General features: G+C 65.2%; 14 protein-coding genes. 7 read left to right on the forward strand and 7 right to left on the reverse strand.

Annotated elements, in window-relative coordinates; genetic code table 11:
* Positions 1-29 precede the first annotated feature (29 nt).
* From tmpT to RBA40_RS14460, 3 genes are read left to right on the forward strand one after another with little or no spacing between them, the layout of a single operon-like run.
* Complete coding sequence (gene tmpT / locus RBA40_RS14450) at positions 30-662, forward strand: thiopurine S-methyltransferase (protein ID WP_306648514.1); 633 nt, start codon at positions 30-32, stop codon at positions 660-662.
* A complete protein-coding gene (locus RBA40_RS14455; protein ID WP_374710497.1) occupies positions 647-2,038 on the forward strand; it encodes an MFS transporter in 1,392 nt (463 codons plus the stop codon). The genes tmpT and RBA40_RS14455 overlap by 16 nt, the downstream gene beginning before the upstream one ends.
* A 52-nt stretch (positions 2,039-2,090) precedes the next feature.
* The gene (locus tag RBA40_RS14460; RefSeq protein ID WP_306648515.1) at positions 2,091-2,804 is read left to right on the forward strand and encodes a glutathione binding-like protein; all 714 of its coding nucleotides are present in this window, start codon (positions 2,091-2,093) and stop codon (positions 2,802-2,804) included.
* Positions 2,805-2,823: 19 nt separating this feature from the next.
* Here the strand turns inward: RBA40_RS14460 and RBA40_RS14465 are convergent, their stop codons facing one another.
* From RBA40_RS14465 to RBA40_RS14485, 5 genes are all read right to left on the reverse strand, one after another.
* Positions 2,824-3,219 carry a hypothetical protein gene (locus RBA40_RS14465; RefSeq protein WP_306648516.1) on the reverse strand — a complete coding sequence of 132 codons (396 nt, stop codon included), beginning with the start codon at positions 3,217-3,219 and terminating at the stop codon, positions 2,824-2,826.
* A 40-nt stretch (positions 3,220-3,259) separates the two neighbouring features.
* Positions 3,260-3,622 carry a hypothetical protein gene (locus tag RBA40_RS14470; protein WP_306648517.1) on the reverse strand — a complete coding sequence of 121 codons (363 nt, stop codon included), beginning with the start codon at positions 3,620-3,622 and terminating at the stop codon, positions 3,260-3,262.
* Positions 3,619-4,404 (reverse strand): 4'-phosphopantetheinyl transferase family protein, encoded by a 786-nt coding sequence (locus tag RBA40_RS14475; RefSeq protein WP_306648518.1) that lies wholly within the window; start codon positions 4,402-4,404, stop codon positions 3,619-3,621. The genes RBA40_RS14470 and RBA40_RS14475 overlap by 4 nt, the downstream gene beginning before the upstream one ends.
* A 7-nt stretch (positions 4,405-4,411) precedes the next feature.
* A complete protein-coding gene (locus tag RBA40_RS14480; protein WP_306648519.1) occupies positions 4,412-6,580 on the reverse strand; it encodes a LamG-like jellyroll fold domain-containing protein in 2,169 nt (722 codons plus the stop codon).
* A gap of 141 nt (positions 6,581-6,721) precedes the next feature.
* Positions 6,722-7,795 (reverse strand): DNA-binding protein, encoded by a 1,074-nt coding sequence (locus RBA40_RS14485; RefSeq protein ID WP_306648520.1) that lies wholly within the window; start codon positions 7,793-7,795, stop codon positions 6,722-6,724.
* A gap of 185 nt (positions 7,796-7,980) precedes the next feature.
* Here RBA40_RS14485 and RBA40_RS14490 point away from each other — a divergent pair, with 185 nt between their 5' ends.
* The 4 genes from RBA40_RS14490 (at position 7,981) to RBA40_RS14505 (ending at position 12,814) form a co-directional block, all read left to right on the forward strand.
* Entirely contained in the window at positions 7,981-9,030 is a 1,050-nt protein-coding gene (locus RBA40_RS14490; RefSeq protein ID WP_306648521.1) for a site-specific integrase, read from the forward strand.
* Positions 9,031-9,091: 61 nt separating this feature from the next.
* The gene (locus RBA40_RS14495) at positions 9,092-9,847 is read left to right on the forward strand and encodes a PEP-CTERM sorting domain-containing protein (protein WP_306648522.1); all 756 of its coding nucleotides are present in this window, start codon (positions 9,092-9,094) and stop codon (positions 9,845-9,847) included.
* 185 nt (positions 9,848-10,032) lie between these two features.
* On the forward strand, positions 10,033-12,078 hold the full coding sequence (locus tag RBA40_RS14500; protein WP_306648523.1) for a di-heme-cytochrome C peroxidase: 2,046 nt from the start codon (positions 10,033-10,035) through the stop codon (positions 12,076-12,078).
* Between the two features lie 160 nt (positions 12,079-12,238).
* The gene (locus tag RBA40_RS14505) at positions 12,239-12,814 is read left to right on the forward strand and encodes a TerD family protein (protein ID WP_306648524.1); all 576 of its coding nucleotides are present in this window, start codon (positions 12,239-12,241) and stop codon (positions 12,812-12,814) included.
* 141 nt (positions 12,815-12,955) lie between these two features.
* On the opposite strand, the gene RBA40_RS14510 is transcribed toward RBA40_RS14505, so the two are convergent.
* Together RBA40_RS14510 and RBA40_RS14515 are read right to left on the reverse strand one after the other, a co-directional pair.
* Positions 12,956-13,201: a Rossmann-fold NAD(P)-binding domain-containing protein gene (locus RBA40_RS14510; protein ID WP_306648525.1), complete on the reverse strand. Its 246-nt coding sequence runs from the start codon at positions 13,199-13,201 to the stop codon at positions 12,956-12,958.
* An 82-nt stretch (positions 13,202-13,283) separates the two neighbouring features.
* Positions 13,284-14,654, reverse strand: coding sequence for an adenylosuccinate synthetase (locus tag RBA40_RS14515; RefSeq protein ID WP_306648526.1), 1,371 nt, complete (start codon positions 14,652-14,654; stop codon positions 13,284-13,286).
* Positions 14,655-14,659 lie beyond the last annotated feature (5 nt).

A 14,659-nucleotide genomic window follows, 5' to 3' on the forward strand; every position in this document is an offset into this window, starting at 1 on the left:
CGCTCGGCATGATCAGACAAAGGACAGATATGGACAGGGAGTTTTGGCATCGCAAGTGGGCAATCAACGAGATCGGGTTTCATGAGCGGGCGGCCAATCCGCTCATGGTGGCGTATCTCGGCCGGCTGGATCTGGCCCAGGGCAGCCGGGTGTTCGTGCCTTTGTGCGGCAAGTCGCTCGATTTGCACTGGCTGCTGTCCGCAGGCTTTCGTGTAGCCGGCGCCGAATTGAGCCGGATCGCGGTCGACCAGCTGTTTGCCGACCTGGGCCTGACGCCGGAGGTGCATCAGGCGGGAGAACTGCTTCACTACCGCGCGCGGAACATCGATATTTTTGTCGGCGACATGTTTTGCCTGGATGGCGAGACGCTCGGCCCGGTGGACGCGGTGTACGACCGCGCGGCTTTCGTGGCGCTGCCGCAAGCGATGCGCGCACGTTACGCCCCCCATCTGACGCAACTGGCAGGGCGGGCGCCCCAACTGCTCATTTGCTACCAGTACGACCAGTCCCTGATGGACGGGCCGCCGTTTTCCATCGGCGATGACGAAGTCCGGCAGCGCTACGGCCACGCATATGCGTTGACCTTGCTGGCCAGGGCCGACGTGGCCGGCGGCTTCAAGGGCCGTTTTCCGGCAACGGAAGCGGTGTGGCTGCTTCAGTGAGGCCGCAGCCGCCTGCACAGCGGGGCTTGACGCTGGCCGCGCTGTCGCTGTCGATGCTGCTCTCGTCGCTGGGCACCAGCATCGCCAACGTGGGCTTGCCGACGCTCGCGCAGGCGTTCGGCGCCACGTTCGCACAGGTGCAGTGGGTGGTGCTGGCCTACCTGCTGGCGATTACCACGGTCATTGTCGGCGCCGGACGGCTCGGCGACCTGGCGGGCCGGCGCCGGCTGCTGCTGGCCGGTATCGGCCTGTTTACAGCGGCATCGGCCCTGTGCGGCATGGCGACGGCGCTGCCCTGGCTGATCGCCGCACGCGCGCTGCAGGGACTGGGCGCGGCCGTGATGATGGCGCTGACCATGAGCTTCGCCACCGAAGCCGCGCCAAAAGATGGCACCGGAAGCGTGATGGGGCTGCTGGGAACGATGTCCGCCATCGGTACCGCGCTCGGGCCGTCGCTCGGCGGCTTGCTGATCGCAGCATCCGGCTGGCGCGCGCTGTTCTTCATCAATGTGCCGCTGGGGATGGTGACCTTGCTGCTGGCGTATCGCGCGCTGCCCGGTGACGTCCGGCGGCCGGCGGTGTTTGACCATGCGGGCACGTTCCTGCTGGCGCTGACGCTTGGTGCGTACGCGCTGGCCCTGACGGCCGGCGGCGGCAGGTTCGGGGCCGTCAATCTGGGCCTGCTGTTCGCCGCAGCGGTGGGGGCGGGCCTGTTCATGCTGGCCGAATCGAGGGCCACCTCGCCGCTGATTCCGCTGGCGCTGTTGCGCGACCGGCTCCTCGGTGCGCGCCTTGGCACCACCACGCTGGTGTCGACGGTGATGATGGCAACCCTGATAGTGGGGCCGTTCTATCTGGCGCGCGCACTCGCCCTGGCGCCGGCCGCTGTCGGCATGGTGTTGTCGGCGGGGCCGCTGGTATCGGCGCTCTGCGGCATGCCGGCGGGACGCATCGTGGACCGTGCCGGCACCCCGGGCGTCACCATCGCCGGATTGACGCTGATGCTGGTGGGGACGGTGCCATTGGCGGTGCTGCCGGCGTCGCTGGGCGTGCCCGGCTACCTTGGGCCGCTGGTCGTCATCACGATCGGGTATGCACTGTTCCAGGCGGCGAACAATACGGCGCTGATGGCCGATGCAGGCGCCGACCGGCGCGGCGTGGTATCGGGCATGCTCAATCTGGCGCGCAATCTGGGGCTGGTCACCGGCGCATCGCTCATGGGCGCGGTGTTTGCGTTCGGCTCGGCGGCCGCCACGGCGCCGCCGGACGCGGTGGCGGCAGGCATGCGTAGGACGTTCGCGCTCGCCGCCGTGCTGCTGGCGGCGGCGCTGGCCATCGCCTGGCGTGCAGGAAGGGCGCAAAAACAGCAAACTTGAAATTTCTGCTATGTTGTCAGATCACTTTGACACGCTCTAAAAGGATACTGCCATGAACGACCTGTCGACATTTCCAATCACGAAAAAATGGCCGGCCCGGCACCCCGAGCGCATCCAGCTCTATTCGCTGCCGACGCCGAACGGCGTGAAGGTCTCCATCATGCTGGAAGAAACCGCGCTGGCCTACGAGCCGCACCTGGTGCGCTTCGATCACAACGACCAGCTGACGCCCGAATTCATGTCGCTCAACCCGAACAACAAGATCCCGGCCATCATCGATCCGAATGGCCCGGACGGCAAACCGCTGGCGCTGTTCGAGTCGGGCGCGATCCTGATTTACCTGGCCGAGAAGAGCGGCCAGTTCCTGCCGCCCGACGCCGCGGGGCGCTACGAGACGATCCAGTGGGTGATGTTCCAGATGGGCGGCATCGGACCGATGTTCGGCCAGCTCGGCTTCTTCCACAAATTCGCGGGCAAGGATTACGAAGACAAACGGCCGCGCGACCGCTATGTGGCCGAATCGAAGCGTTTGCTCGGCGTGCTCGATGGACGGCTGGAGAAGCGCACGTGGATCATGGGCGATACGTACACCATCGCCGATATCGCCATCTTCCCGTGGGTGCGTAACCTGATCGGGTTCTACGAGGCCGGGGACCTGGTCGGGATCGCCGACTTCCCGCATGTGACGCGCGCGCTGGAGGGCTTCGTGGCGCGTCCGGCGGTGGCGAAGGGGCTGGAGATTCCCGACCGGGATGGCGCGGCCTGAGGCGCGGGAGCATGCCGGCTTATTGTCCGGCAGTCGCCGGCGCGTGGATACGTTTGCGCGCCCTTTCCTCGAAATAGTAAACGACGACGCCCGCCGGCAGAACCACCAGGATCCACGGCAGGGGCGTCAACATCATCTCGTAGCCGAACACCCGCGGGAACGCAAAGGATATGAGGTGGCAACTGAGGAATTCGACCGCAACGCCGCCCACGAACCAGATCAGACGCGGTTTCCACGGTAATCCCGGCCGGAACAGGACCCGCACGACGGCTGTCGACAACAGGCCCAAGGTGGCCATGGCGTAGAAGATCGCCACAATCACGCCTTTGGACGCACCGACAGCATCGGCTAGTGTGGTGATGACGGTGCCGACGGCGATGAGGAAGAGGGCAAATGGCAGCAGGGCTGTTTTCATCGGTTTTCGCTGGTCTGCATGGAATGGGGGGACAGGATTTTCACGCCTCGAACGGCGCCAAGCTGTTCTCTTCCCAGATCGACGCGCCTGTGAAGAACCAGCAGGCCAGATCGCTCAGGCGCTGGTACGCGGCGTCGAGGTACTCCTTGCCTAATGCGTTGCGAAATTCCGGAGGCGATGACAGCACCTTGACCATGTCGCCGTGCAGCCAGAAGCCTTCGGCCATCCAGCGCTCCAGGTGCTCGCCGTGGCCGGCGCTTTCCAGATAGCGCTGCATGGCGGCGACGAGGCGCGCGAACGCGGCCTTGTCCCAGCGGGCGAAGCAGCGCAGTTCGACCAGGAAGCCGTCTTCGGACTGGAATTGCTCTCTGAGCGCTTCAACCGGGTCGGGGGAAGTGGTCACGGCGAACGTTTCAGCAGGGTCCACGCGAAAGGCGTCTCGGATACGGTTGGCATCACGCTGCGCACGGTCACCAGCGGCACGGCGCCGTCGAGACGTTCCGCGCACAGCGCGAGCAGGTGGTCGGGCGTGGGCTGGAATTGCCAGAAGCGCCAGCGCGCGGCATCGTCGCCCAGTTCGGCGTCGACGGCGAGGACGACGCTGCGCTCGTCCGCAAAATGGAAGCCGAAGCGGTCGAGCGGAATCGACAATCCCATGCCGCGCGCCTTGATGTAGGCTTCCTTGAAGGTCCAGTATTCAAAGAAGCGGGCCTGGTGCCGTGCTTCGGGGATGGTGGCCAGTTCCGCCACTTCGGCCGGGGCGAAATAGTGCTCGGCGATGTCCCCGGAAACCTGGCGCGTGACGAGGTTTTCGACGTCGACGCCCAGCACGCGGTCGCGCGTGACTGCCAGCGCAATCAGGCCGCGCGTGTGCGAGACGTTGAAGTTGAGCGAACGGGCCTCGACGTGCGCGTTGCCGATGGCGGGGCGGCCGTACTCGTTGGGGATGAAGGTCCAGTCGGCCGGGGCCAGCGGGGCGTAGCGCGAGAGGGTGGTGCGGACCAGCGCGCGCGTGGCCAGGTAGCGCAGGCGGTCGTCCGGACGGTAGAAGCGGATTTGCTGCTGGCGCTCGGCGTCGTTGAGCAGCTCGAGCAGGGCCGCCTGCAGTTCGGGGGCGGTGATGGTCTGGTAGAACACCAGCCAGATGTCGATGTGCTCGCTGGTGAGCGGGTGGTGTGGAGTCATTTTGGCGTCAGGTGCGCATGAGGGCGGCCAGTTCGGCGGCACTCAGAGCACCGTGGAAGAGGCGGAAGTCGTCGATTTTACCGTTCAACCAGGGATCGGTCGGAAATTGCGAGCGGCCGAGCCAGTTCTGGTTGGTCGGTCCGAGACGAAACGGCGCCAGCGCCAGGGCGCTGTTGCGGCCCACTTCGACGCCGTTGACGTACAAGACGCCGGTACCGCCCGACAAGGTGACGGCCACGTGCACCCACTGTCCCACGGGCAGCGCCGCGTTGCCGGAAATGCCTTGTTCGCCGGCAGGGAAATTGGTGGTGATGCCGAAGCGGACCACGCCCTTGTTGTTGCGCGGCGTGAGCATCATGTAGTGTCCCGGTCCGCTGCCGAAGTCGAACACGCGCGACCACGGCGTGGCCGCATTCAGGTACACCCAGGTAGCCACGGTGAAGTCGGCCAGGTCCGCAACGAGGTTGTGGGGCAGGCTCGCATGGCCGGCCACCCCGTCGAACGCGACTGCGTTGCCGGTACGGCCTGTCGTCCACGTGGCGCCCCTGGCCAGGGTGCCGGCGTGGCCATTGCCGCTGGCGTCCGGCGCGACCGTGCCTGACGCTTCGTCCATTCTCAGGCGCGTGTGCGGCGTCAGTCCCGTGACGACGCGCGCCGCGGCGGAGGGCACGCTCTCCTTGCCGGCGATATGCGCCGTCACCACGTAGTAAAAGGCGCCGGCGGGCATGGCCGCATCGGTGTAACTGAGCAGGTCGCTGATGCCGCTGGCCAGTACCTTGTACGGACCGCCCAGGGCCGTGGCGCGCTTGACGGTGTAGCTGCTGGCATGGGCGCAGCCCCACCAGCTGAGAACGACCTTTCCCGCAGTCAGACGCGCCGTCAGGCCGCTCGGGACGCTGCCGGTCATGGGGTCGCGGGTAAACGTGAGGGTACCGAAACCAAGCTGGTCGCCGTTGCCGCCATCGCCTTCGGGGCGCGTTTGTACTGCCTGCAGACCGGTGTACGGGGCAACCAGGCCGCGCCGGTTGGCGTAGTGCTGGTGCACCATTTCCCATACGGGACGGCGGATTCCCTGCGACTCGGCCGACAGAACTGGCTGGAATGCGTTGATGTTCCGGTAGGGCGTGTAGGGCACCGGATGGAAGGCACCGGCGGCATCGCGCAGGTTCGATTTGGCGACATATTCGGCACCGGCCAGGAAGCGGTTGTTGTCGTAGCCGTACATGTCGTCGCCCTGGTTCCACGCCATTTCGCAGAACACGCCGGCCAGGCCGATGCCGAGCGTGGCATGGCCCTGGTCGCGGCCACTTTCCTGCCACTGGCCGAGGTGTCCGGGATGGACGTGGTAAACAGCCTGGGAGCTGGCGCCATTGCCGGGCCCCGTCATGTAGTAGCTCAACGCCTCGTTGTACAGGTCTTCACGGTCGCACAGCACGCCGATGGCGAGGATGGAGGCCAGCGTGCACTGGTCCCAGGCGGCCCAGTAATTGGTGATCTCGGCGCCGTTGTGCTGGATCAGGAACTGGTGGTTGAGCGGGTAGAACACGGTGAGCATCATGTGCTGGAAGCGCGCAAAATCGACCGGCGCCCAGCCGGCATAGGTGCGCATGATTTCGGCGGCGTTGGCGAACTGGTAGCCGTAGATGCCGGCCGCGAGGAAGCGGTCGGCGTTGCCGGTGATGGTGGTGAGCGTGGACGACCAGGCGTTGAGGAAGGCGATGGCGCGTTCGGCATAGGCGACGTCGCCGGAGATTTTCCAGCGCAGCGCGAGCTGGTAGGCGCGGGCGATGTCGATGTACATCTGCGCGAAGTTTTGTCCGTCGCCGCCGCGGATGACGGTTTTCAGAGGACGCGGCGTGGCGTTCAGCTGGGAGCGGCCGTTGGCGATCAGTGCTTTCCAGGCGCTGGCCCATGGTTCGGCGTGGGCGCCGACTTTGGCGCGCATGCGCTCGAAGTCGGCGGCGGTGTGCAGCAGGCCGGGGTGGACGAAGCGGCGCGGCGCGGCGGGGCGGATCGCATCGGAACGCTTCGATTCGGTGACGCTGATCGTGCTGCCGGCGTCGTCCACGCCGCCGCCGCAGGCGCTCAGGCTTAGCGATCCGAGTGCCGCAAGACTGACGCCCCCGGCGCAGAACTGGCGCCGTTTGGGCACAAAGGTCGGTTTGCTATCGGACATGGGACTCCTTCGGAATGAATGCCACCGGCCACCGGCCGCCGTACGGACGATGATTGTACCGCGTCGGTGGACGCGCGATGGGATGCCTGCAATTTTGCCAAATGATTAAAGAGCCGTTCGCGCGCCGCGATGCTGGACGCGTTATCTTTCCGGTTTTCCCTCTTCTTCCTTACGTTGCCTGGCCAGATCCCGCTCCTGGCGCAGCTCGGTTTCGAGCACGGTCAGTTGCCGCATCAGCGCGTGTTTTTCCTGCGCCCCGGTGTGCGCTTCGCTTTCCGCGCTGGCAAGGCGCGACGCGGCGATTTCCGACTCGCGCGCCCGCACCGCCAGGGCAATTTTGCAGTCGCTTAGTTCGGCCCGCATGGCATCGTGCCCGGCCTGCAGCTTGTCGAGCTGGGCGGACAGAGCTGCCACCTGGAACGCGGCGCGTTCGGAACCGGTGCGTTCGCGCGCCGCCTCGCTGTGCGCAGCCTCGGCAACCTGGTGCAGGCGGGCGTTTTCGGCCCCGGCCTGGGATAGCTGGCCGGCTAGCTGCGCGGCCTGGCCTTTGTGGTGCAGCAATTGCTGGCGCAAGGTCACCAATTCCCGGTCGACCAGGGCGGCGCGCTGTTCAAAGCCCTGGCGTTCCTCGGCGCGCTGGGCAGCGGAGGCCTCGTGGTAATGGTCGAACTGGGCGCGCGCCTGCGTCAGCTGGGCGTTGAGCGAGGCCACCTCCGCGGCACGGTCGGCGAGGCGCTGCTGCAGGCCGGCCTGTTCGCTGCGGGCACCGGCCAGGTCGACCGTCAGCAAGTGGTTGGCATGGTGGGCCTGCGCGATGGTGGTGTTTGCGCTGTCGAGGTCGGTTTCAAGCGCCTTCACACGCTGTTCCAGCGCCGCCTGTTCCGTGCGCGACTGTTGCAACTCGTCGGCGAGCTGCTCAAGCCCGGCCGCGTGGGCGAGCTTTTCCACGTCCAGATTCTGCTGGAAATCCGTTTTGATCGACTCATACACCCCCTTGACCGCCTGCAGCAAGCTTGGTGGCACGCCGGGCGCGGCGGGCGAGGGCGCCTGCTGGTGTTCTTCCTTCCACCGCTTGAGCATGGGCGCGATCGTGCTTTTGCTACCCGTACCGCCAAGAGCTTCGCGAACGGTGTCCACGGTGGGGTTCTTGTTATCGGCAGCGAGACCGGCAGCGGCGGCTGCAACATGGGAATAGAGAATGCCGGCGCGTGCCATTTTGGGACTCCTGAATAAGATAACGTATTACGTGTTACGTAATATTATCTTAAATTACGCAATCATGGATATCAGTTTCTCATTTTTGTTAATCGCGATAAGAATTGTTATCGTGAGTTATGCGCCATGCCGCCGTGATATGCTGCGTAATACCCGTTACAAATCGCGTTTTCCCGCGTGTCGCCATGTCTGATGAATTCGTTCTCGCCCCTGCAGCGCCCTTAAGTGCTCCCGCGCCGCTGCGTAACGCCGTTACGCCCCTCGATGCGGAACTGAGTGCGCAGCACCGCGCCTTCCTCGCCGCCGCCACCTCGGAAAACACGCGCCGCACTTACCGTTCGGCCATCAAGCATTTCCTGGCGTGGGGCGGTGCGCTGCCTGCCGACGAGCCGATGATGATCCGCTACCTGCTGGCGTTCGCGGCCTCGCTCAATCCGCGCACGCTCGCGCTGCGACTCACCGCGCTGTCGCAGTGGCACGTGCACCAGGGTTTTGCCGACCCCGCGTCCACGCCCACCGTCCGCAAAACCCTGGCCGGCATCACGCGCACCAACGGCAAACCGAAAAAGAAGGCCAAGGCCCTGCCGGTGGAAGACCTGGAACGCATCGTCGCGCAACTCGCGAACCTGGAAACGCTGAAAGCCTTGCGCGACAATGCCCTGCTGCAGATCGGATTTTTCGGAGGATTGCGCCGCAGCGAGCTCGTGGCCATCGACGTGAGCCACATCGGCATGCAAACGGAAGGCATGACCATCACCCTGCCGCGCTCGAAAACCGACCAGATGGGGGAGGGCATCGTCAAGGCGATCCCCTATGGCGACGGCGCCTGCTGCCCGGCCACGGCGCTGCGCAACTGGCTCGATGCGGCCGGCATCGCCAGCGGCCCGTTGTTTCGCCCGATCAGCAAATGGGGCGAGGTGTCCGCGGCCGCACTTCACGAAGGCAGCGTCAACACCATTCTCGAACGATGCGCGCGGCTGGCTGGACTGGACTACGTTCCCGACCTGTCCAGCCATAGCCTGCGGCGCGGCATGGCCACCAGCGCGCACCGCGCCGGCGCCAACTTCCGCGACATCAAACGCCAGGGCGGCTGGCGCCACGACGGCACCGTGCAAGGCTATATAGAAGAAGCCGGCCGCTTCGAGGACAACGCCGCCGGCACGCTGCTCAGGTCAGGGCATCGGCAGGATCGGCAACCAGCGCGGCGGGCCGCCAAACAGGGCCACGATAAATGATCGCCGGGAGTGGCTGCGTGTGGTATAAATTGCAATCCTTCAATAAACACACGGGAAAACCATGAAATCACACATCGCCGGCCTGCTCGCCGGCCTCGCTCTGACTTCCTATGCGCAGGCGGAGGTGGTCATGTTCGACTTTACCGCTACCATCGCAAGTATCGTGAAAGAGCACGGACCACACGAGCCGGGTCCGGGCTATATGATCAACGGGGCGCTGATGGCACCGGGCTATACCCTCAAAGGCACGATCAGCATCAACTTGGACATGCCCCAGCTGTGGGGAGGGGCCTCCCACGCCTATTATGATGACTCGTCCCAGAAGAGCGGGGCAAGTTTTTCGGTCGATCAGACTGGGTACGTCTACTCGTCGGGTCCAACAGCGAACACGGGGATCTTCCTCTGGGACCACTTGCCGGGAACCGGATCGGACAGCTTCAATGCACAGATTCTCAGCGACACCCTCAACGCCGAACACAATCCGCTGACTGCCGAACGCACAACATTTCAGTTCGATCAGGCGGACGGGAAGATGCTGAGCGCGCTCGACCCCAGCGGCGTGCCTTTGCTGCCCACGGCGTTGAACTTCGCCGGCTTCGACTCGGCTACGATGGTCTACAGCTTCACGGATTACATCACCGCACCAGGCAGCTCAGCCTGGAACAACTCGTACCAGGTAACCACCAATCTGACCTCCCTCAAGCTCCACTCGACCTCGCCGGTGCCGGAACCATCGGCTTACCTCATGCTGACCGCTGGCATGCTGGCGATCGGAACGGTCGTGCGCCGGCGCCAGCGTCAGGGCGGGCACAGCTGAACGTCGGCGTAAGCCGAGGTGAAATTGGGCGAACATTGGCCGATGCACTGTGGGTTCATGTGCACAAACCCGGATTTTCTGCGAGCTGATCGTTCAGACAGGATTGTTCAGCCCACCCGCCGGGCGTACCATGAAATGACTAGTTATTTCGGTACGCAAGCCCACCCCGCGGGAGGTACTCGACCATGGTTCGCCGCTCATTGAAGCACTGGCGTGTTGCCATCGTGCTCGTCCTGCTGCTGGTAATTGCCGTGCCGCCGCTGGCACTGTCGCTGTTCCGCCATCAGCAGGCATCCGACGCCGATCCTGGCCGGGGTGCCGCCACCGTCGCCCAGGACGTGTTCGGCGATAGTTTCACCAAGGTGAGCTACCTCGAACAAAACTGGAAGCCGCAGGACAGCCTGTGGTTCTATACCACCACCCAGGGCTCGAACCTGCTGCCTTACGACTTCTTCATGGCGCTCGAACAGCCGGGCGCCGCGCTCCCATTCCGGGCCAACGAGCACATGAACCGCTTGCGCTACCTGCCGCAGCGGGCCACGGCGTCCAATCCGGACGCGCTGCCGGTCGGCTTCGTCAAGGACGGCTATCTCAACAAGAGCTACGTGGGCCTGACCTGCGCCGCCTGCCACACAGCGCAGATCAATTACCGTGGACTGGGCATGCGCATCGACGGCGGCCCGGGCGGCGCCGATATGGTCGGCTTCCTCACATCCCTGACCATGGCGATGCAGGCGGTGCGCGACGATGCGGCGGTCCGGGACCGCTTCGTCAAGGCGGTCCTGGCGCGCGGCGAATATGCCAGCGCCGGCGACATCGTCAAGGACGTCGGTATCTACACCCAGCGCCTGGTCAGCTACAACATCATCAACCATAGCGCCACCAACTACGGGTACGCGCGCCTGGACGCATTCGGCCGCATCTACAACCGCACCCTGCAACACCTGCTCAACCGAAGCCAGCTTGAAGCCGTGCTGCGCAACATTCTCACGCCGGAGCAGGTTGCCGAGGCGCTGGCCGGGATCGGGAACACCCTCAGCTCGGCCCAGCGCGACCAGGTCATCGCACGGGTCGCCAGGACGCCCCGCGACATCGCCTGGCTCAAGCGCGAACTGTTCATCAAGGCCGACGCGCCCGTCAGCTATCCCTTCTTGTGGGACGTGCCCCAGCACGACGTGGTCCAGTGGAATGGGATCGGCAACAATGCCGGCCTGGGGCCGCTGGGCCGCAACGCCGGCGAGGTGATCGGCGTGTTCGGCACGCTCGACTGGCACGAAGCGGACACCTATTCGCTGTCCTCGCTGCTGGCCGGCCAGGGTGTCAAACAACGCACGATCCGCTTCGACTCTTCCGTCAACGTGGAAAACCTGCGCCTGATCGAGAGCCGTCTGGCGTCGCTGCAGTCCCCCCAATGGCCGCGCAGCGTGTTCGGCGCTGCCTCGATTGACGCAGCGCGGGTGCTGCGCGGCGAGCGCCTGTTTAATAACCACTGCGCCAGCTGCCACGCCAGCATCGATCGCAGCTCGCCCGAGCGGCGCATCGTCGCCTACATGTCGAAGGTCGAGGAAGTAGGCACCGATCCCACCATGGCTGACAACAGCGTCAAATACCTGGGCTACTCCGGCATTTTGCGCAACCAATACGTCGGAGCGGGCGTGGGCAGCATCCTGCTCGACAAAAAGGCGCCGATCGCCGCCTTGCTCACCAAAGCCACCACCAGCGTGCTGGAAACGCGCGATCCCGACAAGTCTTTCGTGCAGCGCTGGGCCGAGTGGCTGCGCAACATGGCCAAAGCCTTTTTCGGCAACGAGATCAAGGCGTCAAACAAGCAGGGCAACTACACGATCGATACCACCATCGCCCCCTACGCGTCCTTGCGTGCCTACAAGGGGCGCGCGCTGAACGGCATCTGGGCCACGGCGCCCTATCTGCACAACGGCTCGGTGCCGACATTGTACGACCTGCTGCTGCCGGCGCAGTGTCCGGCCGAGGACAAGCAGGCCGAATGCCGGCCCGTCAAATTTCAGGTCGGCTCGCGCGAATTCGATCCCGTCAAGGTGGGAATGCGAAGCGAAGGCTACGACGGTTTCACTTTCGACACCCGGCTGCCAGGCAACAGCAACGCCGGCCACGAATACGGCATGGTCGCCACCGTGAAAGGCGATAAAACCGTGCCGCCGCTGACCAGGGAAGATCGGCTCGACCTGCTCGACTACCTGAAAGCGCAGTAAGACCGGCGGCGCGCATCGCGGCACGGGTCCTGTCATTGCAGGCCGGGCACTGGCTGGCCCGGCTCGGCGCCGCCCGTGCCTTTCCAAGGCCGTCTTCTGTCGCGCGCGCGGAGCACCTATAATATGGGCTCGTGTAGTCATTAAAACAGGAGAATTTAAGATGGCAATTAGTCTGACCAAGGGCGGCAACGTCAACCTGAGCAAGGAAGCGCCCGGCCTGACGAAAATGGTAATCGGTCTGGGCTGGGATGCCCGGTCCACCAGCGGTGTTGAGTTCGACCTCGACGGCTCGGTGTTCTTGTTGAAGGCCGACGGCAAAGTCCGCGCCGACACCGACATGATTTTCTATAACAACCTCAAGTCCGTCGATGGCAGCGTGACTCACTCCGGTGACAACCGCACCGGTGCGGGCGATGGCGACGACGAAAGTCTCACCGTCGAACTGAGCCGTATTCCTGCCGACATCGAAAAAATTTCGGTGTGCGTCACCATCCACGACGCCGCTTCGCGCAAGCAGAACTTCGGGATGGTATCGAATGCATTCATTCGCTGCATCAATGCAGCCGACAACACCGAAATCGCGCGTTTCGATTTGTCCGAAGATGGTTCGACCGAAGCAGCCATGATTTTCGGCGAAGTCTACCGCCATGCCGGCGACTGGAAATTCCGCGCGGTCGGCCAGGGCTTCAATGGCGGCCTGGGTCCTCTGGCATCCTCATTCGGCGTCAACGTTTAACCGGATGGCCCGTCCCCCCCGCGCAGGCGGGGGGCAAGGCGCTGGCACCCATGGCGGCGGCCAGGATGAGGTGGTCTTCGCGCCCGATCAGCGACGACGTCGAACCGGTCAGGATGATGCTGCCCCGGCTTAACGGCACCATCATCCGGGCCGCGGCGCGCGCCACGATAAGCCGCCCAGGCAGTTCTGGCGCCAGCTCTCTTCAAACGCCGGTACTTCCGTGCCGAGCACCGTACCCGGGCAAAATCCCTGCACCGCGTACACCACCAGGTGCGGCGCACCCAGTTCAACCGTGACTGTGGCGAGCAAGGCGGCGACCGAGCGTTCGTCGGTGGCGTCGCAGCCGTAGGCATTGACCTGTCCGCCCTCGGCGCTCAGTTCGTCCACCAGGTCGTCGAGCCGCCCGGCGTTGCGCGACGCCAGCTTTATTTCAACAAACGAATCTACTTTTGCAACATAAACCGTACGTTTATGGCAACAGGCTTAGCTGCCTGACCGTCTCGTGTGTTGGCCCATGCGATCCCAGCAGGACCGGCAAACCCGTCAGCGCTTCGAGCTGCGCCACAAACGACCCGGCGTCAGCCACGGGCTCGCCCGTGTAATGCGGGGTGGCGCCCGCAAGCAGGTGCCCCAGCCGCTCCTGATGCGCCAGATCGTGGCGGGCGCCGGGCAGGATCGCGCTGATCCGCCCCGAGTCCGGGTCGCGCGCACACAAGGCATCGTCCGCCGCATCGGTCTCGTAGCCGGTGCACCAGCGCAGGGCGCGTTCGCGCCCGAACACATCGAGGTGGCTGACCAGCAGGCCGTCGAGCGGTCCCGCCACCTGCAGCGCGTAGCGCAGCAGCAGTGCGTCGGGATGGCCGCGCCGGAAGCGCCCTTGCCAACCATCGGACGCGTTATGCGGCTCGGGCAGGTGATCGAGCCGCGCATCGTGCGTCGGCAACGGCCCGTTGCCATGGCGCGTCATGTACGAACGCAGGATGCCCAGGTGTTCGATGCGCGCGTGCTGGCCGGCGTCCGTGGCCACCGCCCGCACCGACGCCGGATGAATGCTGCTCCACGTCGTATGCGGGTGAAAACCGCGCCATTCGTCGAGCAGGACGCCCTGCGCACCCTCGAACAGCACGCATCCGGGCAGGTGCAGCCGCTGCGCCACCTGCGCATGCGCGGCCGGTGGCGCCTGGCGCGTCAGCTCCGCCACGCGGTCGAGCCAGCGCGTGGCCATGCTTGCGTCGTCCAGTACCGCCAGTTCGGCGTCGTAGGCATCCTGATTCGCCGGTTCCGCGCAGCGCAGCCCGAATGCGGCGCGCAGCGTGCGGCGCATCAGTTCCAGCTTCGCCAGCGCCACTGCCGGCTGCATCAGGTCCGCGTACCGCACAATGTGCTCCGGATGATCGATGCCATGGCCGGCCGTCTCGCCCACGCCGACCCCGCAGCTGCCGTGCGCCGCTGCTCCCCGCTGCAGTTCGCGCATGCGTCCCGCCGCCTGGTGAAACGGCGTGGTGACGCGGCAGCGGCCATCGATCAGGATGCGCGCAAGGGCATCATGCACCCCGGCGCGGCGCAGGTACGCGTCTTCCACCAGCAGCGCCGTCGGATGCACGATGACCGGGTAGGCCAGCAAGGTGGCCACGCCCGGCACGAAGCTGCCCGCGCCGAACTGCGCGAAGGTGTGATGCCGGCCGTCGGGCAGCACCACATTGTGGCCGGCCTGGGCGCCGCCGTTAAAACGCACCACCGTATGCGCGCCCCAGTGCCGGCACAGGTAATCGGTGAACAGGCCCTTGCCGCAATCGCCAAAGCCAAGCCCCAGCAGGGACACCAGACGGGTCGAAGACATGGCCA

The sequence above is a fragment of the Massilia pseudoviolaceinigra genome (assembly GCF_030846505.1).
Taxonomy (GTDB): Bacteria; Pseudomonadota; Gammaproteobacteria; order Burkholderiales; family Burkholderiaceae_D; genus Telluria_A; species Telluria_A violaceinigra.